The organism is [Erwinia] mediterraneensis (assembly GCF_900604315.1).
Taxonomy (GTDB): Bacteria; Pseudomonadota; Gammaproteobacteria; order Enterobacterales; family Enterobacteriaceae; genus Pantoea; species Pantoea mediterraneensis_A.
Genome location: NZ_LR026978.1, coordinates 2486603 through 2511570 on the forward strand (window position 1 = coordinate 2486603; position 24968 = coordinate 2511570).

Consider the following 24968-nt stretch of genomic DNA (forward strand, 5'->3'; position numbering starts at 1 on the left):
GACGCTGTCGCCCCTTTTTTACCAGTTTTTCCCGAGGGCGATATCGCCACCGTGGGGGCTCAAATGGTTGTCATCGTAGTAAACCGGGAGTCCACGCGCGCTAATCAGACAACCCTGCTCACTACATAAGTTTTTCCGCAGCGAGACCACCCTGACACCCGGCTGACGGTAACTTTCCAGCAGCGTATCGATTTCCCGTGCCGGAAAGTGCACCAGGTGGGTTCGCTCCATGACCGGTGATTCGCCGTTCCAGGCCGTTAACAGCGCGTTGAGTTGTCGCCGCAGCGGAATATGGCGGTTATTGCTGTAACGCAGTGGATCGATCGCCAGACTGGGCGCATCCTCAATAATCATCACTTTTTTCCCGGCTGCCAACAGCCGGGCAACCACCTTATCCATGCCCGCTTTTAACGCCTGCAGGTTGTTAAGTTGCGGGTTATAGGGGGCCAGATAACCTTTGCCGCGCGCCTTTTCCATACCCGCTGTCCAGTACGCCGTAATCACCACCTCATCAATACGATCGCTGAGCAGCGTGCGCATCACTGAATTATTGAAAGTGGTGCACTGATGCGCATGCGCAGGACGGCCAGTCACATCCCGCGTGGTGCCGAGCAGGAACGGACAGGAGGCTTTGGTCAGCTGAAATAATGCTTTATTTCTGCGTTGGGCATAGTTCGCCACGCTGGTACGCAGTGCTGCCGCGTGACTGTCGCCGACCAGCGCAACCGCCGGCTGACGGGTTGGTGGCTGGCACTGCTGATGCGCTGATGGCGCGCTGGCGTCGTACAGTTGCAGGCAGGGGTTATTTTCCGCCGCAATTTTGTAAGACTCACCATTCACTACCAGTTGATTGACGCGATGTTTCAGTCCGCCGCTCGCCCATACTGAGGTCATCCCCAGGCAGGCCACCATGGTCACAGTTCCCCAAACCGGTATAACCGGCCGGGTATTGGTCGCCGCCTGGCGGAAAGGTTGTTCGATCCAGCGCCAGGAGAACCAGGCAATAAGCAGAGCCAGTGCGCTGATAACCAGCCCCTGACTGATACTGAGGGGGGTGTCACTGCAGATGCGCGCAAGGCTAAGTAGCGGCCAGTGCCATAAGTACCAGGAGTAAGAAATTTTACCGATAAAACGCGCCGAAGAATTTTCCAGCAGACGCTGACTCAGGCTGCCGCGAGCGGCAATCAACAGGGCGGCGCCTGTAACCGGCAGCAGCGCGAGCCAGCCGGGGAACTGCGCTTCTTTATTCAGCAGCAGGGCGCTGCCGGCAATCAACACCAGTCCGAGCAGCGTCATTCCGTTAGCGGCTCTGCCGCTAAACGGCTGTGGTTTCCATAAGGCGAGCAGCACGCCCACGCCCAGCTCCCAGGCGCGGGTAGGTAAAAGATAGAACGCGCCCCGGCTATTGAGCTGGGTGATCAGCAAACAGGCGACAAAGGAGGCCAGTGTCAACAGACCGATGACCAGCAAGGGCGAACGTTTCACTCTGGCTGTCAGTAAGAGAATGATCGGCAGTAAAATATAAAACTGTTCCTCGATGCCCAGCGACCAGGTCATCAGCAGAGGATTAAGATCGGAAGAAATACTGAAATAGTCATCGCTTTTATACAGCAGGACATTGGGAACGGACAGCAAGACCGAAACACTGTATTTAGCCAGTTGCCGCAGTTCCAGCGGTGATAATATGAAATAACAAATGGCAAACAGGGTGAAAAGTAAAAAGAACAGGGCAGGTATAATTCTTCGTATGCGGCGCAGCCAGAATTGATAAAAGGAAAAAGTACCTGCGGCGATTTCACGACTGATAATACCGCCAATCAGGAATCCGGATATAACAAAAAAGACGTCGACGCCGATATAGCCCCCACTCAACATGGGCACGCCAGAGTGGAACAGGACCACCAGGAGGATAGCCACTGCTCGCAGTCCGTCGATATCAGCACGATACGCACAGCTTTTTTTCTCAGACATAAGAGTTTCTCGCAGTAATTATCGACTAAAATATTTCCCGGTATTAAACAGCTAAAAGTTCCATAATAAAAAAGGGCGCTTCCTTTCGCCCTGTCAGTAATAAGAAATCCAGTAATCAAAGGGGATGTTGACCTTTGAAGGGTAACTTTTAAAAAATGCATTTACCATGACGCAGAGGCATAAGCGGAATTAACCCGGAATGCGCGGAGAAAATAAATTAAAAGTATTGGCTGTTTTTGGATTTAATACTTAAGTCAAATTAACAATGCTATTGCAATTTATCTGAACAGTGTTCAGGGCAAGCTATAAGTTACCGGCAGTTGCGCGTCAGGATCGACTGCACTGCGTAAGCGATCAAGGGTTGACTGATAAGGGCAGAGGAGACCGACGCGGGTAATACGACAGTTTTCCTGTTTCCACTCCTGACGCAGCAGCGGGTGCTGTGCGTCTACCGGCTGTTGCTGACGCAGATCATCTAACCCCTGCGCCTGAAAATAAATTCGGATGAATCTGTCACCGCTGCGGCGTTCGCGCCAGCGCTCAAACACCAGGCTGCCGCCTGGCGGGATATTGCCGCGTGCATAGCCTGGCAACTGCCAGTGAAAGCCGATCAGGGTGCGCAGCATCGCAATATTGGTATCGTGGGCCACCAGCAGCAGCCAGCGCGCATCCGGTAACGCCGCATCCTGCGACCTGACGCCCTGCGTCAGACTGGCAAGCACTGCATGCAACAATGTCGAGCCACGTTGTTGCGCGATATAGGGCACATCATTGCTGAGATCGTAGTTGGCGGTCAGTAGCGGCAGCAGTGCAGTGATTTGCGCAGAATGGGTAATATGACCAAACGCGACTTCGCTCAGCGGCAGATTTTCACTCCAGGCGAGCCGTAAGGTCTCCACCATACTCGCCATAGCGCTCAGTCCCTGCACATAAAAGTGCCCGCTTCTGGTCGCTTTTAACTGCCAGGGGCGATCAAAAAATTCACAGTCGCGCTCTGATGCGCAGACATACGCTTTTAACTGCCGCACTACGGGCTGGAGCTGACGTTGTAATGCGTTGAGATCGCCGGCTGCCCGGACAATAGCCTCGCGCTCCCGCCGCACATTCCGTGACGTCTCCCTGAATGCATCGCTCTGGAACAGCGGATCGGCCTCGCCTGGCACATAATGAACCCGGATACGACAACCGGGAAAGGCACCCGTCATCAATGCCTGCGCTGTGGCACGCGTGCGCTGAAAAGGGCTGGCACGCACGTAAACGTTCTGCGCAGCGGGACAGCCAGCCTGAAACAGACCAGCCTGACGATAATAGTCACCTTGCGCCCGCCCCATGTGCACCACGGCGCGATAGCCATGACGCGTCAGTTCACCATCCGCGTTGCGCCAGCGTGGCCAGGTGCGCTGCGTGGCGGCTTCGATCTCTTTGCGATTGCCGGGCGTCGGCGCCCGCACGCCGTGCCGACTGATCTCCACCACTTTTTCCAGCTGATACTCTTCCGCCGCCCACAACGCAGAGCAACCTGTCAGCCAGAGCAGGAGTGTTAACAGACTGCGCGCCACAGGCGTCATGGTGCCGTTACCTTAGTGGAGAGAATGCGCCAGCAGCACTTTCAGCTGGCTGTAAATCGCCTCGTTCGCCAGCAGCAGGGGATTGCCGTTTTTCAGCCCCTCGCCCTGCAGATAAGCATTGCTGACGCCACCCGCTTCACGCATCAGCACGATGCCCGCCAGGCTATTGCGGGAAAACATATGGGGTGCGTAGTAGCCAATCAGACGACCAGCCGCCGCCCATGCGCTCATCAGCGCCCCGGAGCCGGTGCGGATAAAGGTGCCGCCCTGTTGCAGCAATGCGGATAAGAAAGGAATAAAGGTGACGACTGCGCCAGCGTCTGCCGTACCCACGCCCAACACACCTTCAGTCAGATGTTGAGCAGGGTGTACCTGAAGACGCGTTTCATTTACCCAGGCACCACGGCCCTGGCAGGCGTGGAACATTTCACGATGATTGGGATCGTAGACCACCCCGGCAACCGCTTCGCCTTCCAGCACCAGTGCCAGCGAAACGCACCAGTTATGCAGGCCGTTAATAAAGCAGTCGCTGCCGTCCAGCGGGTCGATAACCCAGAGGTAACGGACATCCTCACCGGGGGCTGTCTCGCCGGCGATCGCATCCTGCGGAAAACGTTCAGTAATCAAAGATTTTATTAATTGTTCTACGTTACGTTCGGCCTCGCTGACCACATCCTGTAAATCCTTGTCCTGTTCGGTGACCAGACGCTCACGTTGCTGATAAAAGGCGTAAGCACGACTGGCTGCCGCTCTGGCGATATCACAGGCATAACGATAACGTATGTCTGTTTCACTCTGCGAAGCTAATGACATCTTTCCCTCTTATGTTTTTATGGCCTTTTGACCAGCAAAAATGCCTGAACAGGCGATGGGCTGTGCAGATCGCTTAAATATAGTTAAGAAAGACTTCATTAAGCCGTAGTCTGCCGCCGTTAGCAAGATGAAGTCCGTGCTTCTGTTTGATTTTTCAGACGAACAAAGGACGCGCGGCGGCAGAGGTTACAGCTGTTGCTGGCGGGCAAGCGTCATCAGACGCGGATAAAAGCGGAAGAAAAGGGGTTCAAGTTGCTGATAGCTGTCGGCGAAATCCTGGTAGGAATTGCGCAGCATATGCAGTCGCGGACGGCGACGCGCCATACCGTTCAGGACATTCTGCAGCCAGGCGGCATCGGCATAGCGTTCGAGCCAGCGTTCGCGCCACATAATCTGGTTTAGCTCCTGAAAGGCCAGCGGTGTGCCGGGCAGGACCGCCAGAATCTCGCGTTGCGCGTCTGCGGAAAAGTGGGCCAGGGACTGATCCGGATGCAGCTGCGCCCAGTGCTTAGAGAGAAAGTGATCCCACACCACGTCCAGCGTAATGGGGGCGACGCGCCGCGTTTCAGGGCGGAACAGACGACAGGCCTCACGCACTTCGGGTAATCCGTCAGTCAGCACATCAAGGCGGCGGTGCAGGGCAATACCCTGCGCGATGCAAGCCGGCCACTGCTCATGAGGATTGCCGCGTACGAAATCAGCCATCAGATTGCCCGGCAGGGAACTGTTGGCCAGTCGGGCCAGATGAAGGTGAGCGAGAAAGTTCATAATGCATTATAGGCAGATTCGCTAACGCTCAGCCAGTTGTTCAGAATTGCGCACTTTTCCGCTAAACTAGGCCGCCTGTTTTGAGTCATGAAAGAAGTGAAGTATGCGTGTAGCCGATTTTGCCTTTGAGTTGCCTGAATCTTTGATTGCCCACTATCCGCAGGCGCAGCGCAGCGGTTGCCGTCTGCTCTCTCTGGATGGTCCCAGCGGTGCGCTGAGCCACGGCGTGTTTACCGACCTGCTGGAGAAACTGAACCCGGGCGATCTGCTGGTATTCAACAATACCCGCGTAATTCCGGCACGTATCTTTGGGCGTAAAGCCAGTGGCGGGAAAATCGAGGTGCTGGTAGAACGTATGCTGGACGAGAAACGGGTGCTGGCGCACGTGCGTGCGTCAAAAGCGCCGAAACCGGGCAGTACGCTGCTGCTGGGCGATAACGAGGATGTCAGGGCAACCATGGTGGCGCGTCACGATGCGCTGTTTGAAATTGTCTTTGATGACGATCGTACGGTGCTGGAGATCCTCAACAGCGTCGGCCATATGCCATTGCCGCCCTATATCGATCGCCCGGATGAAGAAGCGGACCGCGAACTTTATCAGACTGTGTACAGCGCACGCCCCGGCGCGGTGGCTGCGCCCACTGCCGGACTGCATTTCGATGAGCCACTGCTTGAGGCGCTGAAAGAGAAGGGCATCGAAATGGCCTTTGTTACGCTGCATGTAGGCGCAGGTACTTTCCAGCCGGTACGTGTCGAAACCATCGAAGATCACACCATGCATTCCGAATATGCGGAAGTGCCGCAGGAAGTGGTTGATGCGGTGCTGGCGTGTAAAGCGCGCGGCAACCGGGTTGTGGCGGTAGGCACCACCTCAGTGCGCTCGCTGGAAAGCGCGGCGCAGGCCAGCTGCGAAGCGTTGATTGCGCCTTTCTTCGATGATACGCAGATCTTTATCTACCCCGGCTATCAGTATCAGGTCATCGATGCTCTGATCACCAATTTCCATCTGCCTGAATCTACGTTGATTATGCTGGTTTCTGCTTTCGCCGGTTATCAGCACACCATGAACGCTTATAAAGAAGCGGTGGCGCAACAGTACCGTTTCTTCAGCTATGGCGATGCGATGTTTATCAGCAAAAATCCCCAGGCGCCGCAGGAGAAGGTTGGCGTCTGATATCACCCGACGCCGGACCTTATCTGGCGTCGCTTGTTTAACCCATCACATCAGACTGTTTCTCTGATGGAGGTCATGTGAAGTTTGAACTGGATACCACTGACGGGCGCGCGCGCCGTGGCCGTCTGATTTTCGATCGCGGCGTGGTGGAAACCCCGGCGTTTATGCCGGTGGGCACCTACGGCACGGTCAAAGGGATGACGCCGGAAGAGGTCAAAGAGACTGGCGCACAAATTCTGCTCGGCAATACCTTTCATCTCTGGCTGCGTCCAGGCCAGGAGATCATGAAGCTGCATGGTGATCTGCACGACTTTATGAACTGGTCGGGGCCGATTCTCACCGATTCCGGCGGCTTTCAGGTGTTTAGCCTCGGCGATATCCGCAAGATCACCGAAGAGGGCGTGCATTTCCGTAATCCGATCAACGGCGATCCGATCTTTCTCGATCCGGAAAAATCGATGGAGATCCAGTACGATCTCGGATCTGATATCGTGATGATCTTCGATGAATGCACCCCATATCCTGCCGAATGGGATTACGCCAAACGCTCCATGGAGATGTCGCTGCGCTGGGCCAAACGCAGCCGTGACCGTTTTGATGCGCTGGGCAATAAAAATGCGCTGTTTGGCATTATTCAGGGCAGTGTTTACGAAGATTTACGAGATGTCTCGGTGAAAGGTCTGGTAGAGATTGGCTTTGATGGGTACGCTGTGGGCGGCCTGGCGGTTGGCGAGCCGAAAGAGGATATGCACCGCATTCTGGAGCATGTCTGTCCGCAGATCCCTGCAGATAAACCGCGTTATTTAATGGGCGTGGGAAAACCCGAGGATTTAGTGGAAGGCGTTCGTCGCGGTATCGATATGTTCGACTGCGTCATGCCGACGCGCAATGCCCGTAACGGCCATCTTTTCGTCACCGACGGTGTGGTAAAAATCCGTAATGCGAAGCATAAAGCGGATACTTCGCCGCTGGATAGCGAGTGCGATTGTTACACCTGTCGCAATTACAGCCGCGCCTACTTGCATCATCTCGATCGCTGCAACGAAATACTGGGCGCGCGTCTGAATACTATTCACAATTTGCGCTATTACCAGCGTCTGATGGCAGGTTTACGCCAGGCCATCGAAGAGGGTAAATTAGAGCACTTTGTTAGCGAGTTCTACCAACGGACGGGCAAAACCGTTCCGCCGTTAAACGACTGATAATTCATCAATGAGGGAAATTTAATGAGTTTTTTCATTTCTGACGCTGTGGCTGCAGCTGGCGCACCGTCTCAGGGAAGTCCGTATTCTCTGGTGATCATGCTGGTGGTATTTGGTCTGATCTTCTATTTCATGATCCTGCGTCCACAGCAGAAACGTGCCAAAGAGCACAAGAAGCTGATGGATTCCATCTCTAAGGGTGATGAAGTGCTGACCAATGGTGGTCTGGTGGGTCGCGTCACCAAAGTGGCTGAGACTGGCTATATCGCTATCGCTCTGAACGATACCACTGAAGTAGTGATCAAACGTGATTTCGTGGCTGCCGTTCTGCCGAAAGGTACGATGAAGGCGCTGTAATTTTTCTTCCCTAAGGGAACTGCCGTGTTAAACCGTTATCCTCTGTGGAAGTATCTGATGCTGATCGTCGTACTAGTCGTCGGTCTGCTCTATGCGCTTCCCAACCTCTATGGTGAGGATCCGGCCGTTCAAATCACTGGCGCGCGCGGTGGCGCCGCCAGTGAGCAAACGTTGGATCAGATCCAGAACGTCTTAAAACAAGAGAATATCCAGAGCAAATCACTGGCACTGGAAAATGGCGCTATCCTGGCGCGTTTTGCCGATACGGACATTCAGCTGCGTGCCCGTGAAGCAATTTTGCAGGCGCTTGGCGAGAACTACATTGTTGCACTCAACCTGGCACCGGCAACGCCGCGCTGGTTAAGCGCGCTGGCCGCAGAACCCATGAAGCTCGGTCTCGATCTGCGTGGTGGTGTGCACTTCCTGATGGAAGTGGATATGGATACCGCACTGGGCAAGCTGCAGGAACAAAATGCGGACGGCCTGCGCAGCGATCTGCGTGAGAAAAGCATTCCTTATACCAACGTCAACAAGCTGGATAACTACGGCGTTGAAATCCGTTTTCGTGATGGCACCCGCCGTGACGATGCCGTCAATTACCTCACTACACGCCATCGCGATCTGGTGATCACCAGCAGCGGCAACAATGCGTTGCGGGCGGTGATGAGCGACGATCGTCTGCGCGAAGCGCGTGAATATGCGGTGCAGCAGAACATCAATATCCTGCGTAACCGCGTCAACCAACTGGGTGTGGCCGAGCCGCTGGTTCAGCGTCAGGGCAGCGATCGTATCGTGGTTGAGCTGCCTGGCATTCAGGATACCGCCCGGGCGAAAGAGATCCTTGGCGCTACCGCCACGCTGGAATTCCGTCTGGTCAATAGCAGTGTCGATCCCACCGCGGCAGCCAATGGCCGTGTGCCGGGCGATTCTGAAGTGAAGCAGACGCGTGAAGGTCAACCGGTCGTGCTGTATAAGCGCGTCATTCTTACCGGTGACCACATTACCGATTCCACCTCCAGCATGGATGAATATAACCAGCCGCAGGTGAATATCTCGCTGGATGGCGTGGGCGGTAATGCCATGTCGAACTTCACTAAAGACAACATCGGTAAGCCGATGGCGACGCTGTTTGTCGAGTACAAAGACAGCGGTAAGAAAGATGCCAATGGCCGCGCCATCCTGCAGAAGCAGGAAGAGGTGATTAACGTCGCGAATATCCAGTCACGTCTGGGTAACAGCTTCCGTATTACCGGCATCAACAATCCGAACGAAGCCCGTCAGCTCTCGCTGCTGCTGCGCGCCGGTGCGTTGATTGCGCCGATTCAGATTGTGGAAGAGCGCACCATTGGCCCGACCATGGGACAACAGAACATCAATCAGGGTCTTGAAGCCTGTTTGTGGGGTCTGATTGCCTCTATCGTCTTTATGGTGGTCTGGTATAAGAAATTTGGTGTGATCGCCACTACGGCGCTGGTCGCTAACCTGGTGCTGATTGTCGGGGTAATGTCGCTGTTACCGGGCGCTACCCTTACCATGCCAGGTATCGCCGGTATCGTGTTGACTCTGGCGGTAGCGGTCGATGCCAACGTACTGATCAATGAACGTATCAAAGAGGAGCTGAAAAATGGACGCACGGTGCAACAGGCGATCCATGAAGGCTATAAGGGTGCGTTCTCCAGTATTATCGACGCCAACCTCACCACGCTGATTACCGCGATTATTCTTTACGCGGTGGGTACTGGCTCAATCAAAGGCTTTGCGATCACGACCGCTATCGGTGTGGTGACCTCAATGTTTACGGCGATTGTCGGTACGCGTGCCATCGTTAACCTGTTGTATGGCGGCAAACGCATCAACAAGCTGTCTATCTGAGGAGTACGTTGTGGCACAGCAACATAGCGTTGAACAATTGAACTATGGCCGTAAAGTCCATGACTTTATGCGCTGGGATAAGCTGGCCTTTACCCTGTCAGGCCTGCTGCTGATCGCTTCGGTGATCATTATGGGCGTGCGCGGTTTTAACTGGGGCCTGGATTTTACTGGCGGTACAGTGATCGAGATTAGCCTGGAGAAACCGGCCGATCTCGATACGCTGCGCACATCGCTGATGCAGTCCGGCTTTGTTGAGCCGCAGGTGCAGAACTTTGGCAGCAGCCGTGACGTGATGGTGCGTTTGTCACCGAATGCCGGTAACGCCGGGCAGGAGCTGGGCAACAAGGTGGTTTCGGTGATCAATCAGGCCACCAGCCAGAATGCCAACGTGAAGCGGATTGAGTTTGTTGGACCGAGCGTGGGCAGCGATCTGGCGCAGGCGGGCAGCATGGCGCTACTGGTGGCGCTGATCTCCATCCTGATCTATGTCGGCTTCCGCTTTGAGTGGCGTCTGGCGCTCGGTGCGGTACTGGCGCTGGCGCATGACGTGGTGATTACGCTGGGCATCCTGTCACTGTTCCATGTCGAGATTGACCTCACCATCATCGCTTCGCTGATGTCAGTGATCGGTTACTCGCTGAACGACAGTATCGTGGTGTCGGACCGTATTCGTGAAAACTTCCGTCGTATCCGTCGTGGTACGCCGTATGAGATCGTGAACGTGTCGCTGACGCAAACCCTGAGCCGTACCATTATGACCTCGGCAACCACTCTGGTGGTGGTGCTGATGCTGTTCATCTTTGGCGGTGAGCTGCTGAAAGGCTTCTCGCTGACCATGTTGATTGGTGTCTCGATCGGTACGGTATCGTCGATCTATGTCGCCTCAGCGCTGGCGCTGAAGCTGGGCATGAAGCGTGAACATATGCTGGTACAGAAAGTGGAAAAAGAGGGCGCCGATCAGCCTTCGATTCTGCCGTAACCCGCAGGCAATATGCAGGAATAAACGGGCTGCCAGTGGGCGGCCCGTTTTTTTATGGGGCGACTGTGCGCTGCGCACTTTGCGCCGCGGGCAGCGGCTCTACAGCATGCACACGCACAAAGCCCAGTTGCTCGGGCGCAATGCCGCTCAGACGTAACGGAACCATCACCGACGACTGGGGCAGCAAGCTGGCGGGGACCTCAATGCGCTGGCTTAATGCCTCCGCACTCAGCGGCTTGCCGCTGGCGGGATCCAATTCTCCCCACTGCACCTCGGCACGCAGTGCCGGCAAGGGTGCTTCACCCGCCGCCCGGATATTCAGATTGGCGCGCGTGCCGCTCGCTTCGCTTTCAATCTGCGTCAGCGAAAGACGCAGTTCACCCAGCCGGGTTTGCAGCGTCACTGAGTGGCTGGCGGCAGGCAGCAGCCAGGCACCCTGTGCGGAGTGGCTGTTGAGCAAACTTTGCTGTTCCAGCGCGGCGGCCTGGCGGGTGAGCTGACGCATCTCCTGATTCAGTTGCTTCACTTCCTGATTCAGCTGTTGCACCTCAGGTGATGCGGGCCTCGTACTGCAACCGCTCAGCGCCAGCAGCGCCAGCGCGACCGGCGGCCAAATCCTCCTTAGCATGGTGATCTGCCCCCGTGGCCTTTATTTGGGAATACGTAACACCTGACCGGGATAGATCTTATCCGGGTGCGTCAGCATCGGCTTGTTCGCTTCGAAAATCTTGTTGTATTCGTTTGGGGTGCCATAAACCTGTTTAGAAATGGCGCTCAGCGTGTCCCCTTTTTTCACCGTGTAGAATTCCGCTTCCGGCGCGGTCTGTGCCACCTTAACGTTATCTTCCACTTTGGTGATGCCTGCGATGTTACCGGCCGCCACCAGGATCTTCTCTTTCAGCTCCTGAGAAATGGCATCCCCGCTCAGAGTAACGGTATCTCCCTTGACGTCCACATTCACTTTGTCGCTGTCCGGCAGGCCAAGATTATTAATGTGTTCCTGCAGCTTCTTGTTTTTCTGGTCTTCACCCCCGGTAACTGCATCCCACAGTTTCTCGCCCGCATCTTTAACAAAATTGAACAGACCCATACTACCTCCTGACTGATTCTTCGGTGAGTGTGCCGTAACGCACGGCTTTTTAAGCATAGTGCGTTTTGCCGCTTCTTACCCAAAGCGGGAGACGGAACAGGGGAAAGGCAGCGGAAGAGATTTTGTTGCTTAACAGTTCGCGTTACACTGTATAACCTATTCATCTCGCGTCAGGAAACGTCATGCATTGCCCATTTTGCTCCGCTGTCGACACCAAAGTGATTGATTCCCGTCTGGTCAGTGAAGGCTCATCGGTGCGGCGACGTCGCCAGTGCCTGGTTTGTCATGAGCGTTTTACCACTTTCGAAGTGGCGGAACTGGTTATGCCGCGCGTGGTAAAAAGCAATGATGTACGTGAACCTTTCAACGAAGATAAACTGAGTAGTGGCATGATGAAGGCGCTGGAGAAGCGCCCGGTCAGTGCCGATGCGGTGGAAAGCGCGGTTAATCATATTAAAACGCAGCTGCGCGCCACTGGCGAACGAGAAATTCCCAGTAAACTTATCGGTAATCTGGTGATGGATGAGCTGAAAAAGCTCGATAAAGTCGCTTATATCCGTTTCGCCTCGGTGTATCGCAGCTTTGAAGATATCCGGGATTTCGGTGAAGAGATCGCCCGGCTGCAGGATTAACGATGCAAGATGAACTTTTTATGGCGCGCGCGCTGGAACTGGCGCGGCGCGGTCGTTTTACTACCACACCGAATCCTAATGTCGGCTGTGTGCTGGTGCGCGACGGCGTTCTGGTGGGGGAGGGCTGGCACCAGCGTGCTGGTGAACCCCATGCGGAAGTGCACGCGCTGCGTATGGCGGGCGAGCAGGCGCGCGGCGCCACGGCCTATGTGACGCTGGAGCCCTGCAGTCACTTTGGCCGCACGCCCCCCTGTTGCGACGCCCTGATTGCGGCGGGTGTCAGACGGGTAGTCGTCGCCATGCAGGATCCCAATCCGCAGGTGGCCGGACGCGGGCTGTATCGCCTGCAGCAGGCGGGCCTGGAAGTGAGTCATGGTCTGATGATGGCGGAAGCGGAAGCGCTTAACCGCGGTTTTCTCAAGCGGATGCGCACCGGGTTCCCCTTTATTCAGCTGAAGCTCGGCGCGTCGCTGGATGGCCGGACGGCGATGGCCAGCGGCGAGAGTCAGTGGATCACCTCGGGCGCTGCGCGTCGCGATGTACAGCGCTTGCGCGCCCAGAGTTCGGCGATCCTCAGCACCAGTGCCACGGTGCTGGCGGACGACCCGGCGCTGACGGTGCGCTGGGGCGAACTGGATGATGACGCGCGCGCGCACCTCGACACGGAGACGCAGCTGCGTCAGCCGGTACGGGTGATTATTGACAGTCATAACCGCGTCAGCGCGCAGCAGCGTGTTATTCATCAGCCTGGCGAAACCTGGCTGATGCGCCGCACGCCCGATGGCGCCAGCTGGCCGACGAGCGTGACGCAGATAGCGGTGCCAGAGGTGGCGGGGCGGCTGGATCTGGTGGCGATGATGATGATGCTGGGACAGCGCCAGATAAATAGCCTGTGGGTTGAGGCGGGCGCTACACTGGCCGGTGCGCTGTTGCGGGCCGGTCTGGTGGATGAACTGATTGTCTATCTGGCACCGAAGCTGCTGGGTAATGCTGCGCGTGGCCTGTGCGAACTGCCGGCCCTGGCACAACTGGCTGATGCGCCAGAGTTTTCCTTTAGCGATGTACGCCAGGTGGGACCCGACCTGCGTCTGACGCTGACGCCGCGCTAGCGGCACGCCGAAAAGCGAGAGCACGTCGCTAAAGAGTGTGATAGAATCCGCCCCCCTGCGGGGCCATAACAACACCCTGAAAGGATAAGTATGAAAGTTATCGAAGCTGCTGTTGCCACGCCCGATGCCAATGTTGCCATCGTGATTGCGCGTTTTAACAACTTCATTAATGACAGCCTGCTGGATGGCGCGATCGATGCGCTGAAACGCATCGGTCAGGTGAAAGATGAAAATATCACCGTCGTCTGGGTTCCGGGTGCGTACGAACTGCCGCTGGCCGCACGCGCGCTGGCTAAAGGCGGTAAGCATGATGCGGTGATTGCGCTGGGTACCGTTATCCGCGGCGGCACCGCCCACTTCGAATATGTTGCAGGTGAAGCCAGTTCCGGTATCGCCAGCGTTGCCATGAACAGTGAGATTCCGGTCGCCTTTGGCGTGCTGACCACTGAGAATATCGAGCAGGCCATTGAACGTGCCGGCACGAAGGCGGGCAACAAAGGTGCCGAAGCGGCTCTCACCGCACTTGAAATGATTAACGTATTGAAAGCCATTAAAGCCTGATTTTTGTAAGGGGAATTTTGTGAAACCTGCTGCTCGTCGTCGCGCCCGTGAATGCGCTGTCCAGGCGCTTTACTCCTGGCAGCTGTCCAATAACGATATTGCCGATGTGGAATACCAGTTTCTGGCGGAACAGGACGTGAAAGACGTCGATATTAGCTATTTCCGTGAACTGCTGACTGGTGTGGCGACTAACAGCGCATACCTTGATGGCCTGATGAAACCTTACCTGTCGCGTCAGCTGGAAGAGCTGGGGCAGGTGGAGAAAGCCATTCTGCGCATTTCGCTCTATGAGTTAAGCAAGCGTGATGATGTGCCCTATAAAGTAGCCATCAACGAAGGTATCGAGCTGGCAAAAGTTTTTGGCGCAGAAGACAGCCATAAATTTGTTAACGGTGTACTGGATAAAGCAGCTCCACAGATTCGACCAAACAGAAAGTAGTGCTGAAAAAGGCCGGTTCGCCGGCCTTTTTTCTTTCAGGTTTTAGCGGAACGCAATTATGGCTTGTGGTGAATTTGAACTCATCGCGCGTTATTTTAATCGTGTAACCAGTTCCCGACGTGATGTGGAAAAAGGGATTGGCGATGACTGCGCGCTGCTGAGGGTGCCAGAGAAACAGACACTGGCCATCAGTACCGATACGCTGGTAGAAGGCGTGCATTTCCTGCGGGATATTCATCCTGCCGATCTGGGCTATAAGGCGCTGGCGGTTAACCTGAGCGATCTGGCCGCGATGGGGGCTGATCCGGCGTGGCTAACCCTGGCGCTGACGCTACCGGAAGTGGACGAAAACTGGCTGCAGGCCTTCAGCGACAGCCTGTTTGAGCTGCTCGACTATTACGATATGCAGCTGATCGGCGGCGATACCACCCGAGGGCCGCTCAGCATGACGCTGGGGATCCACGGTCTGGTTCCGAATGGTCGTGAGCTGAAACGATCGGGCGCACGTCCGGGCGACTGGATTTTTGTTACCGGTACGCTGGGAGACAGCGCTGCAGGACTGGCGTTGCTGCAGCATCATATCCGTATTCAGGAGCCCGCCGTTCATGAGGCGCTAATCAAGCGTCACCTGCGACCCATGCCGCGCATTTTGCAGGGCCAGGCGTTGCGCAATCTGGCCTCTTCCGCCATTGACCTCTCTGACGGCTTAATCTCCGACCTGGGACATATCCTTAATGCCAGCCACTGCGGTGCGCGCATTAATCTGGAAGCGCTGCCGCTTTCCTCCGCGTTACGCGATCACTTTGCCGCAGAGAAAGTAGTGCGCTGGGCGCTGAGCGGGGGAGAGGATTATGAACTCTGCTTTACCGTGCCGGAGATGCATCGTGGAGCGCTGGATGTCGCTTTAAGTCATCTGGGCGTGCCCTATACTTGTATCGGTCAGATTGCGCCGGAATCGGAAGGGCTTACGCTGCTGGATAACGGCAAGCCGTTCAGGTTCGATCATAAAGGATTCGATCATTTTGACCTTAGATAAAGATATCGCCAAAAGCCGCTTACGTCTGAGCAACCCCTGGCATCTGCTGGCTACCGGTTTTGGCAGCGGTCTGAGTCCGTTTATCCCGGGAACCGTAGGGTCTCTGGCCGCTATCCCGTTCTGGTGGCTGATGACCTTTTTGCCGCTCCAGCTTTATTCGCTGCTGGTGCTGGTAGGTATCAGCGTCGGGGTGTACCTGTGCCATCGCACCGCCAAAGATATGGGCGTGCATGATCATGGCAGCATCGTCTGGGATGAGTTTATCGGCATGTGGATTACCCTGATGGCGATCCCGGCGCTGACCTGGCAGTGGGTAGCGGCCGGTTTTCTGATTTTCCGCATTTTTGATATGTGGAAACCCTGGCCGATCCGCTGGTTTGACCGCAACGTGCATGGCGGGATGGGAATTATGGTCGACGACATTATCGCCGGGGTGGTTTCCGCCGGGATTTTGTACGCCGCCGGGCATTACTGGCTGGTATAACAACCCTGTCCGGCCTGGCGCAACGCCTGACCGGAGCCTGGCCTTTATTCGAAACCGACCACCGGGTGCGGCTGATAAGCCTCTTCAAGCGCAGCGATTTCCGCCGCATCCAGCGTCACCTCAACCGCCTGTACCAGATCCGCCAGCTGTTCTTCCCGTGATGCACCGATAATCGGTGCAGTTACCGCCGGTTTGCTCAGCATCCAGGCGAGAGCGACTTGGGCGCGGCTGACGCCTTTCTGCTGCGCCAGTTCCGCTACCTGCTCAGCTATCGCCGCATCGTTCTCTTCGGTATGGCTACTGTAGAGCTTTTTCCCGTACTCATCCGTGGCGGTGCGGGCGGTGCCTTCTCCCCAGGGGCGCGTCAGGCGTCCGCGCGCCAGAGGGCTCCACGGCAGAACGGCAATATTCTCCGCCATACACAGCGGATGCATCTCACGCTCCTCTTCACGCTGGATCAGGTTATATTGATCCTGCATGCTGACAAAGCGCGCCCAGCCATAGCGCTCCTGGGTGTAAATCGCTTTGGCAAACTGCCAGGCGTACATTGATGACGCCCCGATATAACGCGCCTTGCCCGCTTTTACCACATCATTCAGCGCTTCCAGCGTCTCTTCCAGCGGCGTTTCATAATCCCAGCGATGAATCTGCAGCAGATCCACATACTCCATCCCCAGACGGGAGAGACTGTCATCAATGGATTGCAGAATACTGGCGCGTGACAACCCCTGTGACAGGTTGCTCATCGGGAAATAGACTTTGGTAGCGACTACCACCTCTTCACGCCGCGCGTAATCTTTCAGCGCCCGGCCCACGATCTCTTCGCTGCTGCCATCAGAGTAACTGTTGGCGGTGTCGAAAAAGTTGATGCCCGCCTCCAGCGCCTGTTTGATCAGCGGTCGGCTGCGTTCTTCAGGCAGCGTCCAGGCATGACTGCCGCGATCGGGTTGACCAAAGGTCATACAGCCCAGACAAAGACGGGATACCTGCAGATCGGTTGTGCCTAATTGTACAGTTTTCATTGTGGCTCCTGCGCGATTCCGGGAATGCTTTCCCGAAGGAAAATGGTCCCGGTAATCATAGCAGGCTACACACTCCCCGGACGGGGAGTGGGAAGAAAAGGATTATTGTGCCAGCCAGGCCGCGATTTGTTGCTGGATCCCGGCGGCATCCAGTTGATAATCGTGGCGAATTTCATCCTGTGTGCCTTGTGGAATAAACTCATCGGGCAGCCCGAGGTTAAGTACCGGCACCAGCAGACGTTTTGCCATCAGCAGTTCATTCACGCCACTGCCTGCGCCGCCTTTAATCGCACCTTCCTCCAGAGTGACCAGCGCCTCATGGCTGGCGGCCAGCTCCAGGATCAGGGCTTCATCCAGCGGCTTCACAAAACGCATATCCACCAGGGTGGCGTTCAGCGTTTCTGCCGCCGCACGCGCCTCCGGCAACAGCGTACCGAAGTTGAGAATCGCCAGCTTATCTCCTTCACGTTTCACCACCCCTTTGCCGAGCGGCAGGCTTTGCAGCGGCGTCAGCGGAACGCCGACACCGTTGCCACGCGGGTAGCGCACCGCGCTGGGACCCTGCTGGTAGTGATAGCCGGTATAGAGCATCAGGCGGCACTCGTTTTCATCGCTGGGGGTCATGATCACCATGCCTGGCACGCAGCGCAGGAATGCCAGATCAAAAGCGCCCTGATGCGTCTGGCCGTCAGCTCCGACGATGCCGCCACGATCGATGGCAAACAGCACCGGCAGTTTCTGAATTGCCACGTCGTGGATCAGCTGATCGTAAGCGCGCTGCAGGAAGGTTGAGTAGATGGCCACAACGGGGTTATAGCCGCCAATCGCCAGACCGGCTGCAAAGGTGACCGCATGCTGCTCGGCGATCGCCACGTCGAAATATTGCGCCGGATACTCACGCGAGAAGCCGACCATCCCGGAACCTTCGCGCATGGCGGGCGTGACCGCCATCAGTTTTGCATCGTCGGCGGCCATTTCGCACAGCCAGTTGCCGAAAATTTTCGAATAGCTCGGCAGGCCTTCCACGCTTTTGGGCAGCGCCCCGCTGGCGGGATCGAATTTGGGCACCGCATGCCAGGTAATGGGATCCTCTTCCGCCGGCGCGTAGCCTTTGCCTTTACGCGTCATGATGTGCAGGAATTGCGGACCTTTCAGATCGCGCATATTTTTCAGCGTCTGCACCAGCATCATCACATCGTGACCGTCTACCGGGCCGATATAGTTAAAGCCCAGCTCTTCAAACAGCGTACCTGGTACCACCATACCTTTCAGGTGTTCTTCAGTGCGCTTCACCAGTTCTTTAATCGGCGGCAGGCCGGTCAGAACGCGTTTGCCCCCTTCCCGCAGGCGGGAGTAGGTTTTCCCGGAGAGAATCTGCGCCAGGCGGTTGTTGAGGGCGCCGACGTTCTCGGAAATCGACATTTCGTTATCGTTGAGGATCACCAGCAGGTCGGGCTTAATATCCCCGGCATGGTTCATCGCCTCAAAAGCCATCCCGGCAGTAATGGCGCCATCGCCAATCACACAGGCGGTGCGACGTCCTTTACCTTCCCGCTCAGCAGCCACCGCCATACCCAGGCCGGCACTGATGGAGGTCGAGGAGTGACCCACGCTCAGCACGTCAAACTCACTCTCTTCCCGCCACGGAAAAGGATGCAGGCCATTTTTCTGGCGTATCGTGCCGATCTTATCGCGGCGTCCCGTGAGAATCTTATGCGGATAAGCCTGATGGCCCACGTCCCACACCAGATGGTCAAAAGGCGTGTTATAGACATAATGCAGCGCTACCGTCAGTTCCACCACGCCTAAACCCGAAGCGAAATGGCCGCTGGAGCGGCTGACGCTATCCAGCAGATACTGGCGCAACTCATTACAGAGCGCAGGCAGCTTCTCTTTTGGCAGTAAACGTAATTCCTGTACGGTGCTTGCCAGCGCCAGTGTCGGGTATTTTGCAGTATCAAAACTCATCAGAGACTCGTTATGGAAGTTATTTATCGCGTTCAATTATGAAACTTGCCAGCGCCTGGAGTGCTGTTGTGTTACACGAGCGCGCAGAGAGAATTTCCAGCGCACCCAGGGCTTCCTGATAGAGATCCCAGGCTTTCTGGCGAGCATTGTCCAACCCCATTAACGCCGGATAGGTGCTTTTACCTAAATCCTGATCGGCGCCCTGGCGCTTGCCGGTAATGGCGCTGTCACCAACCACATCAAGGATGTCATCCTGGACCTGAAAAGCGAGGCCAATGGCGTTGGCGTAAGTATCCAGTATGGGTAAAGCCTCACGTCCTGGCGCACCGGCCGCCAGCGCGCCCATGCGCACGGCTGCCCGGATCAGCGCGCCGGTCTTATGGCGATGGATCTGCTCCAGCTGTGCCAGATCTACCCGTTTGCCTTCTGCGGCCAGATCGAGCGCCTGACCGCCGCACATACCTGCGACGCCGCTGGCCTGCGCCAGTTCAGAAATCATCGCAACGCGAAATTCGCTGCTGACGCCCGGCATCGGCTCATCAGCCAGAATGGAAAAGGCCAGCGTCTGCAGAGCGTCACCCGCCAGAATCGCGGTATCTTCACCAAATTTAATATGGCAAGTCGGTTGCCCACGACGCAATGCATCATTATCCATGGCAGGAAGATCGTCGTGGATCAGGGAATAAGCGTGAATACACTCTATTGCGGCGGCAGGGGCATCCAGGCTGGCCGCATCGGCTCTCAGCATCTCACCGGTGGCATACACCAGAAAAGGGCGCAGTCGTTTACCCCCTAATAATGCCCCGTATTGCATGGCATTCACCAGAGGAGAACTCTGAAAAGGAAGTGGCTCGATTAAGCGCGTCAGCGTGCTGTTAACACGATCGTGATAAGCGCTGAGCAGTTTAGCGAAATCCATTATTCATTTTCCGGCGTAAAAGGGGCGAGATCGGCGTCTTTATCATCATTAAGAAGAATACGTACGCGTTGCTCAGCCTGTTGCAGCGTCTGTTGACCGGCACGAGCCAGCTGCACGCCGCGTTCAAATTCATTCAGCGCCTCTTCCAGTGGCAGGTCACCACTTTCCAGGCGGCTGACGATTTGTTCCAGTTGCTGTAATGAACTCTCAAAACTGGCGGGCTGTTCGGCTTTTTTCGGCATAATCAGGGTCGACTCACAGGTTAGTCATCATCTTGCAAACGCTCATGGTAGCCGACACGAATTAATTAGCAAAATAATGTGTGTAACTGCGGTTGCAGAAGCAGTCACCAGACAATGGTGGTATACTTGCGCGCCTCGGATGCGGTAGATCCAGCTCAGCCCGCAATTATATGATTTTAACAGTTAAGTGTAGTTGCACTCAGCACTTATTTGTCCAAAGAACCGTTGCCACCATGAAGTTTATCATTAAATTATTTCCCGAAATCACCATTAAAAGCCAGTCGGTACGTCTGCGCTTTATCAAGATCCTGACGGGGAATATTCGTAATATCCTCAAAGAGTTAAATGAAGAAGTGGCGGTGGTGCGTCACTGGGACCACATTGAAGTACGGGCCAAAAATGAGAGCCTGCGCGAAATTATTGTGGATGAACTGACGCGTATTCCCGGCATTCACCATGTGCTGGCGGTAGAAGATCGTCCTTACACCGATATTCATCACATTTTTGAACAGACCCTGGAGCTCAACCGTGAACGCCTGGAAGGCAAAACCTTCTGTGTGCGCGTAAAACGCCGGGGGACCCATACGTTCAGCTCTCAGGATGTGGAGCGTTATGTCGGCGGCGGCCTGAATCAGCATATCCCCACCGCGAAGGTACAGCTCAACCATCCGGAAGAAACCGTTAACCTGGAGATTGAAAACGATCGCCTGTTGCTGGTCACCGGCCGTTATGAAGGGCTGGGCGGTTTCCCCATCGGGACACAGGAAGATGTACTGTCACTGATTTCCGGCGGCTTCGATTCCGGCGTTTCCAGCTATATGCTGATGCGTCGCGGTTGTCGGGTGCACTACTGTTTCTTTAACCTGGGCGGCGCGGCGCATGAAATCGGCGTACGTCAGGTGGCGCATTATCTCTGGAACCGCTTTGGCCGTTCCCATCGCGTACGTTTCGTAGCCATCAACTTTGAACCCGTCGTGGGCGAAATTCTGGAAAAAGTCGACGATGGTCAGATGGGCGTGGTGCTGAAACGCATGATGGTACGCGCTGCCTCCATGGTAGCTGAGCGCTACGGCGTACAGGCGCTGGTGACGGGCGAAGCGCTCGGCCAGGTCTCCAGCCAGACGCTGACCAACCTGCGTCTGATCGATAACGCCAGTGATACACTGATCCTGCGTCCGCTGATCTCCCATGATAAGGAACACATTATCAAGGTCGCCCGGGCAATCGGCACCGAAGATTTTGCCCGCACCATGCCAGAATATTGTGGCGTGATTTCCAAAAGTCCGACGGTAAAAGCGGTGAAGGCGCGCATCGAAGCGGAAGAGCAAAACTTCGACTTTGCGATCCTGGAACGTGTTGTGCAGGAAGCCAGCAACCTCGATATTCGCGACATTGCCCAACAGGCGCAGCAGGAGGTGGTGGAGGTCGAAACTGTTGCATCGCTGGGAGAAAATGAGTGGGTGCTGGATATCCGTTCCCCGGATGAACAGGACGATAAACCGCTGCAGATGCCGGGCGTTGAGGTGAAATCGCTGCCGTTTTATAAGCTGAGCAGCCAGTTTGCCGATCTCGACCAGAGTAAAACCTGGCTGCTGTATTGCGATCGCGGTGTGATGAGCCGCCTGCAGGCGCTTTATCTGCATGAGCAGGGGTATACCAACGTTAAGATTTACCGCCCTTGAAGCATTGATCCACGCTGGCTTGTTTGCCATTCTGGCCGCGGGCTGTGCTCGCACTCCTCACGTACTCCAGTACGCTCCGGGTGCTGTGCGCAGGCTGCAACCAGACTGGCCGCACCGCCGACGCGTGGTACATCAACCTTTCGTGCCACAAATCCACGCTGGCTGATTTGCCATTCTGGCCGCGGGCTGTGCTCGCACTCCTCACGTACTCCAGTACGCTCCGGGTGCTGTGCGCAGGCTGCAACCAGACTGGCCGCACCGCCGACGCGTGGTACATCAACCTTTCGTGCCACAAATCCACGCTGGCTGATTTGCCATTCTGGCCGCGGGCTGTGCTCGCACTCCTCACGTACTCCAGTACGCTCCGGGTGCTGTGCGCAGGCTGCAACCAGACTGGCCGCACCGCCGACGCGTGGTACATCAACCTTTCGTGCCACAGATCCACGCTGGCTGATTTGCCATTCTGGCCGCGGGCTGTGCTCGCACTCCTCACGTACTCCAGTACGCTCCGGGTGTTGTGCGCAGGCTGCAATCAGACTGGCCGCACCGCCGACGCGTGGTACCGCAACCTTTCGTGCCACAGATCCACGCTGACTTGTTTGCCATTCTGGCCGCGGGCTGTGCTCGCACTCCTCACGTACTCCAGTACGCTGCTCCGGGTGCTGTGCGCAGGCCGCAACCAGACTGGCCGCACCGCCGACGCGTGGTACATCAACCTTTCGTGCCACAGATCCACGCTGGCTTGTTTGCCATTCTGGCCGCGGGCTGTGCTCGCACTCCTCACGTACTCCAGTACGCTCCGGGTGCTGTGCGCAGGCCGCAACCAGACTGGCCGCACCGCCGACGCGTGGTACATCAACCTTTCGTGCCACAGATCCACGCTGGCTTGTTTGCCAGTCTGGCGACCCCGGCCAAAAACAGCGGGTACAGCAACGCGCCTGCAAAAAAAAGCCGCTCATGCGGCTTTTTTCATCTTTGGGGTTACTCCTGATAGTTATAAATACCGGAGGCAATCACCAGCTGTGAGGCGACTTCGCGGGCTTGCTCTTTGCCACACAGCAAGTCAATCAGCTTCAGGGCAAAATCGATTGCGGTGCCCGGTCCCTGACTGGTCAGCAAGTTTACCCGCGGATCCCAGACCACGCGCTTTTCCATCCATTTATCCGCCGGAATCGTCTCTTTCAGACCAGGGAAACCGGTCATATTCCCCACCGGGAAAAGATCGTGGGGGATCAGGACGGTGCCGGGCGCAGCGCAAATAGCCGCTACGATGCGACCGGAAAGATGGTGCTGCCGCACCGTTTCAACCAGCAACGGACTGTTGCGGAAGGTTTCTGCGCCTTTCAGGCCACCGGGCAACACAATGGCAGCAAAATCGTTATCGGCAACCTCGACCAGCGGCGCATCGGCCAGCAGATGCACGCCACGTGAGCAAACAATCTCGCGCGTACCGTCGCTCTCTACGCTGGCGGTAGTGACCTGCAGACCCGCGCGTACCAGCAGATCGATCGTTGTGACCGCCTCGGTCTCCTCACTGCCATGTGCCAGGCAAACCAGTACCGATGCGTTCGCGGTCATAATAGGACTCCTTACGTTTTACCATTTCATATAAACGGGTATTAGCTGGTACGGCAATGCCATGAGCACGGGCGCGCCGCAGCAGGTAACCGGTAATGTATTCAATTTCGGTGCGGCGCTGCGCCATCACATCCTGCAGCATGGAAGAGGTATTGGCAGCAGTAGACTCAATCACATTCAGCACATGATCGTACAGGCTATCGCTACTGGTATGCATACCTTCGCGCGCCATTACCGCGCTGAGCTCTTCGCATAGCGTCGTGATCTGCTCGCTATAGCTGCGCAGAGCGCCATTCTGGCAGCTATATTCCACCGTCAGCGGATTAATGACACAGTTAACTGCCAGCTTCTGCCAGCAGGCCAGTGTAATATTATCGTGCCAGGCGACGTCAGGCAGCGCCTGATGCAGCGTATCGGCCAGCTCGCTTAACCCCGAGCCAGCAGGCATAACCGGGCCAATATGGGTCGTGCCGTGGGCGACATGCCTGATAAGCGTGCCGTCGCGCATGGCAGCGTGAGTGGTAATACCGCGTAACAACGGTTGCGTCACGCCTTTCAGTTCTTCCAGCGTACCCATGCCGTTATGCAGCAACAGTATCGGGCACTGTGCCTGCAGGACGCTCTGGAGATTTTTGACCGCGGGGGAAACCTGCCAGGCTTTCAAGGTAACCAGCAGCAACTGACTTTCGGCCAGAAACAGCGGATCGTTGGCAATCAGGGTGTCATTGCTGACGTGAGCTTCGGTATCCATCACATTTACCGAACAGTAAGGCTGCGGGACGCGCAACCAGCCTTGCACTTCATGCCCCTGACGTGCAAGGGCAGCAAGCCAAATCTGACCTAAGGCGCCGCAACCTAACACGGTAATTTTCATTTTGCCTCCCGTTAAGGGGTTCCCTGTACAGAGGTTCAGCTAAGTATAGCTTTCTGCGATGCGTGATTTTATTTAGTGGCTTAAGACGCGTATTATGCATGTCACCTTAGCGTCAGGAGAAGAAAAGATGCCATCTTTCGATATCGTTTCTGAAGTCGACATCCAGGAAGTGCGTAACGCGGTCGAAAATGCTAACCGCGAGCTTGCGACCCGTTTCGATTTCCGCAACGTTAACGCCAGCTTCGAGCTGAATGAAAAAAATGAAACTATTAAAGTCACCAGTGAATCTGACTTCCAGGTGCGCCAGCTGGTTGATGTTCTGCGTGAGAAAATGTTAAAACGCGGCATTGAAGGTTCAGCACTGGATGTGCCCGAAGAGATTCTGCACAGCGGTAAAAACTGGAGTCTGGATGCCAAAATGAAAAAAGGCATCGAAACCGAAGTTGCGAAAAAGATCGTTAAGCTGATCAAAGACAGTAAGCTGAAGGTACAGACGCAAATTCAGGGAGACTCACTGCGTGTGACCGGTAAATCCCGTGACGATCTGCAGAGCGCCATGGCACTGGTGCGGGGAGGGAATCTGGGCCAGCCGTTCCAGTTTAAAAACTTCCGCGACTGATTGCGATCA

The 24968-nt window shown here is 55.9% G+C and carries 26 protein-coding genes; 13 read left to right on the plus strand and 13 right to left on the minus strand.

Translation table 11 applies throughout. The features are described 5' to 3' along the window. Positions 1 to 18 precede the first annotated feature (18 nt). The 4 genes from E0E17_RS11495 to E0E17_RS11510 all read right to left on the minus strand — a co-directional run bounded on the left by E0E17_RS11495 (position 19) and on the right by E0E17_RS11510 (position 5120). Entirely contained in the window at positions 19 to 1971 is a 1953-nt protein-coding gene (locus E0E17_RS11495) for an acyltransferase family protein (RefSeq protein WP_130834202.1), read from the minus strand. 293 nt (positions 1972 to 2264) lie between these two features. Then, positions 2265 to 3539 carry a histidine-type phosphatase gene (locus E0E17_RS11500; RefSeq protein WP_130834203.1) on the minus strand — a complete coding sequence of 425 codons (1275 nt, stop codon included), beginning with the start codon at positions 3537 to 3539 and terminating at the stop codon, positions 2265 to 2267. A gap of 12 nt (positions 3540 to 3551) precedes the next feature. Beyond that, positions 3552 to 4352 (minus strand): inositol monophosphatase family protein, encoded by an 801-nt coding sequence (locus tag E0E17_RS11505; RefSeq protein WP_130834204.1) that lies wholly within the window; start codon positions 4350 to 4352, stop codon positions 3552 to 3554. Positions 4353 to 4538: 186 nt separating this feature from the next. Further along, on the minus strand, positions 4539 to 5120 hold the full coding sequence (locus tag E0E17_RS11510) for an ACP phosphodiesterase (RefSeq protein ID WP_130834205.1): 582 nt from the start codon (positions 5118 to 5120) through the stop codon (positions 4539 to 4541). A 103-nt stretch (positions 5121 to 5223) separates the two neighbouring features. On the opposite strand from E0E17_RS11510, the gene queA reads away from it, so the two are divergent. From queA to secF, 5 genes are all read left to right on the plus strand, one after another. Further along, positions 5224 to 6294 (plus strand): tRNA preQ1(34) S-adenosylmethionine ribosyltransferase-isomerase QueA, encoded by a 1071-nt coding sequence (gene queA / locus E0E17_RS11515; RefSeq protein ID WP_130834206.1) that lies wholly within the window; start codon positions 5224 to 5226, stop codon positions 6292 to 6294. A 77-nt stretch (positions 6295 to 6371) separates the two neighbouring features. Next, positions 6372 to 7496: a tRNA guanosine(34) transglycosylase Tgt gene (gene tgt, locus E0E17_RS11520; protein ID WP_130834207.1), complete on the plus strand. Its 1125-nt coding sequence runs from the start codon at positions 6372 to 6374 to the stop codon at positions 7494 to 7496. A gap of 24 nt (positions 7497 to 7520) precedes the next feature. After that, positions 7521 to 7853, plus strand: a complete 333-nt coding sequence (gene yajC, locus E0E17_RS11525) for a preprotein translocase subunit YajC (protein ID WP_130834208.1) — start codon at positions 7521 to 7523, stop codon at positions 7851 to 7853. A 24-nt stretch (positions 7854 to 7877) separates the two neighbouring features. Continuing rightward, positions 7878 to 9725: a protein translocase subunit SecD gene (gene secD, locus E0E17_RS11530; RefSeq protein WP_130834209.1), complete on the plus strand. Its 1848-nt coding sequence runs from the start codon at positions 7878 to 7880 to the stop codon at positions 9723 to 9725. Continuing rightward, entirely contained in the window at positions 9691 to 10704 is a 1014-nt protein-coding gene (gene secF / locus E0E17_RS11535; RefSeq protein ID WP_439654633.1) for a protein translocase subunit SecF, read from the plus strand. The genes secD and secF overlap by 35 nt, the downstream gene beginning before the upstream one ends. Before the next feature lie 52 nt (positions 10705 to 10756). On the opposite strand, the gene E0E17_RS11540 is transcribed toward secF, so the two are convergent. Together E0E17_RS11540 and lysM are read right to left on the minus strand one after the other, a co-directional pair. After that, positions 10757 to 11332: a SadB/YajI family lipoprotein gene (locus E0E17_RS11540; protein ID WP_130834211.1), complete on the minus strand. Its 576-nt coding sequence runs from the start codon at positions 11330 to 11332 to the stop codon at positions 10757 to 10759. 21 nt (positions 11333 to 11353) lie between these two features. Further along, complete coding sequence (gene lysM / locus E0E17_RS11545) at positions 11354 to 11794, minus strand: peptidoglycan-binding protein LysM (RefSeq protein WP_130834212.1); 441 nt, start codon at positions 11792 to 11794, stop codon at positions 11354 to 11356. A gap of 182 nt (positions 11795 to 11976) precedes the next feature. Between lysM and nrdR the strand changes: the two genes are divergently transcribed. From nrdR to pgpA, 6 genes are all read left to right on the plus strand, one after another. Further along, positions 11977 to 12426, plus strand: a complete 450-nt coding sequence (gene nrdR, locus E0E17_RS11550) for a transcriptional regulator NrdR (RefSeq protein ID WP_021185864.1) — start codon at positions 11977 to 11979, stop codon at positions 12424 to 12426. 2 nt (positions 12427 to 12428) lie between these two features. Then, complete coding sequence (gene ribD, locus E0E17_RS11555) at positions 12429 to 13535, plus strand: bifunctional diaminohydroxyphosphoribosylaminopyrimidine deaminase/5-amino-6-(5-phosphoribosylamino)uracil reductase RibD (RefSeq protein ID WP_130834213.1); 1107 nt, start codon at positions 12429 to 12431, stop codon at positions 13533 to 13535. Positions 13536 to 13625: 90 nt separating this feature from the next. After that, on the plus strand, positions 13626 to 14096 hold the full coding sequence (gene ribH, locus E0E17_RS11560; RefSeq protein ID WP_130834214.1) for a 6,7-dimethyl-8-ribityllumazine synthase: 471 nt from the start codon (positions 13626 to 13628) through the stop codon (positions 14094 to 14096). 19 nt (positions 14097 to 14115) lie between these two features. Next, positions 14116 to 14535, plus strand: coding sequence for a transcription antitermination factor NusB (nusB, locus tag E0E17_RS11565; protein ID WP_130834215.1), 420 nt, complete (start codon positions 14116 to 14118; stop codon positions 14533 to 14535). Between the two features lie 58 nt (positions 14536 to 14593). Next, the gene (gene thiL, locus E0E17_RS11570; RefSeq protein WP_130834216.1) at positions 14594 to 15571 is read left to right on the plus strand and encodes a thiamine-phosphate kinase; all 978 of its coding nucleotides are present in this window, start codon (positions 14594 to 14596) and stop codon (positions 15569 to 15571) included. Further along, positions 15558 to 16055: a phosphatidylglycerophosphatase A gene (gene pgpA, locus E0E17_RS11575; RefSeq protein ID WP_130834217.1), complete on the plus strand. Its 498-nt coding sequence runs from the start codon at positions 15558 to 15560 to the stop codon at positions 16053 to 16055. Before thiL ends, pgpA begins: the two co-directional genes overlap by 14 nt. Positions 16056 to 16099: 44 nt before the next feature. Here the strand turns inward: pgpA and E0E17_RS11580 are convergent, their stop codons facing one another. The 4 genes from E0E17_RS11580 to xseB form a co-directional block, all read right to left on the minus strand. Beyond that, complete coding sequence (locus E0E17_RS11580; RefSeq protein ID WP_130834218.1) at positions 16100 to 17077, minus strand: aldo/keto reductase; 978 nt, start codon at positions 17075 to 17077, stop codon at positions 16100 to 16102. A gap of 102 nt (positions 17078 to 17179) precedes the next feature. After that, positions 17180 to 19045: a 1-deoxy-D-xylulose-5-phosphate synthase gene (gene dxs / locus E0E17_RS11585; RefSeq protein ID WP_130834219.1), complete on the minus strand. Its 1866-nt coding sequence runs from the start codon at positions 19043 to 19045 to the stop codon at positions 17180 to 17182. A gap of 19 nt (positions 19046 to 19064) precedes the next feature. Next, positions 19065 to 19964: a (2E,6E)-farnesyl diphosphate synthase gene (ispA, locus tag E0E17_RS11590; RefSeq protein ID WP_130834220.1), complete on the minus strand. Its 900-nt coding sequence runs from the start codon at positions 19962 to 19964 to the stop codon at positions 19065 to 19067. Beyond that, complete coding sequence (gene xseB / locus E0E17_RS11595) at positions 19964 to 20206, minus strand: exodeoxyribonuclease VII small subunit (protein ID WP_130834221.1); 243 nt, start codon at positions 20204 to 20206, stop codon at positions 19964 to 19966. Before xseB ends, ispA begins: the two co-directional genes overlap by 1 nt. 233 nt (positions 20207 to 20439) lie before the next feature. Here xseB and thiI point away from each other — a divergent pair, with 233 nt between their 5' ends. Further along, entirely contained in the window at positions 20440 to 21888 is a 1449-nt protein-coding gene (thiI, locus tag E0E17_RS11600) for a tRNA uracil 4-sulfurtransferase ThiI (protein ID WP_130834222.1), read from the plus strand. Here the strand turns inward: thiI and E0E17_RS11605 are convergent. The 3 genes from E0E17_RS11605 to panE all read right to left on the minus strand — a co-directional run bounded on the left by E0E17_RS11605 (position 21876) and on the right by panE (position 24340). Further along, entirely contained in the window at positions 21876 to 22760 is an 885-nt protein-coding gene (locus E0E17_RS11605) for a hypothetical protein (RefSeq protein WP_130834223.1), read from the minus strand. The two genes, thiI and E0E17_RS11605, sit on opposite strands and share 13 nt — an antisense overlap. A gap of 109 nt (positions 22761 to 22869) precedes the next feature. Further along, complete coding sequence (yajL, locus tag E0E17_RS11610) at positions 22870 to 23466, minus strand: protein deglycase YajL (RefSeq protein ID WP_130834224.1); 597 nt, start codon at positions 23464 to 23466, stop codon at positions 22870 to 22872. Beyond that, positions 23420 to 24340, minus strand: coding sequence for a 2-dehydropantoate 2-reductase (gene panE / locus E0E17_RS11615; RefSeq protein WP_130834225.1), 921 nt, complete (start codon positions 24338 to 24340; stop codon positions 23420 to 23422). The genes yajL and panE overlap by 47 nt, the downstream gene beginning before the upstream one ends. A 127-nt stretch (positions 24341 to 24467) precedes the next feature. On the opposite strand from panE, the gene E0E17_RS11620 reads away from it, so the two are divergent. After that, positions 24468 to 24959, plus strand: a complete 492-nt coding sequence (locus E0E17_RS11620) for a YajQ family cyclic di-GMP-binding protein (protein WP_130834226.1) — start codon at positions 24468 to 24470, stop codon at positions 24957 to 24959. Positions 24960 to 24968 lie beyond the last annotated feature (9 nt).

Coding starts and splice junctions, on each gene's coding strand:
- E0E17_RS11620 (WP_130834226.1), top strand. CDS start 24,468: ATGCCATCTTTCGATATCGTTTCTGAAGTCGACATCCAGGAAGTGCGT.
- queA (WP_130834206.1), top strand. CDS start 5,224: ATGCGTGTAGCCGATTTTGCCTTTGAGTTGCCTGAATCTTTGATTGCC.
- ribD (WP_130834213.1), top strand. CDS start 12,429: ATGCAAGATGAACTTTTTATGGCGCGCGCGCTGGAACTGGCGCGGCGC.
- E0E17_RS11580 (WP_130834218.1), bottom strand. CDS start 17,077: ATGAAAACTGTACAATTAGGCACAACCGATCTGCAGGTATCCCGTCTT.
- lysM (WP_130834212.1), bottom strand. CDS start 11,794: ATGGGTCTGTTCAATTTTGTTAAAGATGCGGGCGAGAAACTGTGGGAT.
- E0E17_RS11500 (WP_130834203.1), bottom strand. CDS start 3,539: ATGACGCCTGTGGCGCGCAGTCTGTTAACACTCCTGCTCTGGCTGACA.
- dxs (WP_130834219.1), bottom strand. CDS start 19,045: ATGAGTTTTGATACTGCAAAATACCCGACACTGGCGCTGGCAAGCACC.
- E0E17_RS11495 (WP_130834202.1), bottom strand. CDS start 1,971: ATGTCTGAGAAAAAAAGCTGTGCGTATCGTGCTGATATCGACGGACTG.
- ribH (WP_130834214.1), top strand. CDS start 13,626: ATGAAAGTTATCGAAGCTGCTGTTGCCACGCCCGATGCCAATGTTGCC.
- panE (WP_130834225.1), bottom strand. CDS start 24,340: ATGAAAATTACCGTGTTAGGTTGCGGCGCCTTAGGTCAGATTTGGCTT.
- thiL (WP_130834216.1), top strand. CDS start 14,594: ATGGCTTGTGGTGAATTTGAACTCATCGCGCGTTATTTTAATCGTGTA.
- E0E17_RS11505 (WP_130834204.1), bottom strand. CDS start 4,352: ATGTCATTAGCTTCGCAGAGTGAAACAGACATACGTTATCGTTATGCC.
- xseB (WP_130834221.1), bottom strand. CDS start 20,206: ATGCCGAAAAAAGCCGAACAGCCCGCCAGTTTTGAGAGTTCATTACAG.
- secF (WP_439654633.1), top strand. CDS start 9,691: ATGGCGGCAAACGCATCAACAAGCTGTCTATCTGAGGAGTACGTTGTG.
- ispA (WP_130834220.1), bottom strand. CDS start 19,964: ATGGATTTCGCTAAACTGCTCAGCGCTTATCACGATCGTGTTAACAGC.
- nrdR (WP_021185864.1), top strand. CDS start 11,977: ATGCATTGCCCATTTTGCTCCGCTGTCGACACCAAAGTGATTGATTCC.
- E0E17_RS11540 (WP_130834211.1), bottom strand. CDS start 11,332: ATGCTAAGGAGGATTTGGCCGCCGGTCGCGCTGGCGCTGCTGGCGCTG.
- thiI (WP_130834222.1), top strand. CDS start 20,440: ATGAAGTTTATCATTAAATTATTTCCCGAAATCACCATTAAAAGCCAG.
- yajC (WP_130834208.1), top strand. CDS start 7,521: ATGAGTTTTTTCATTTCTGACGCTGTGGCTGCAGCTGGCGCACCGTCT.
- yajL (WP_130834224.1), bottom strand. CDS start 23,466: ATGACCGCGAACGCATCGGTACTGGTTTGCCTGGCACATGGCAGTGAG.
- E0E17_RS11510 (WP_130834205.1), bottom strand. CDS start 5,120: ATGAACTTTCTCGCTCACCTTCATCTGGCCCGACTGGCCAACAGTTCC.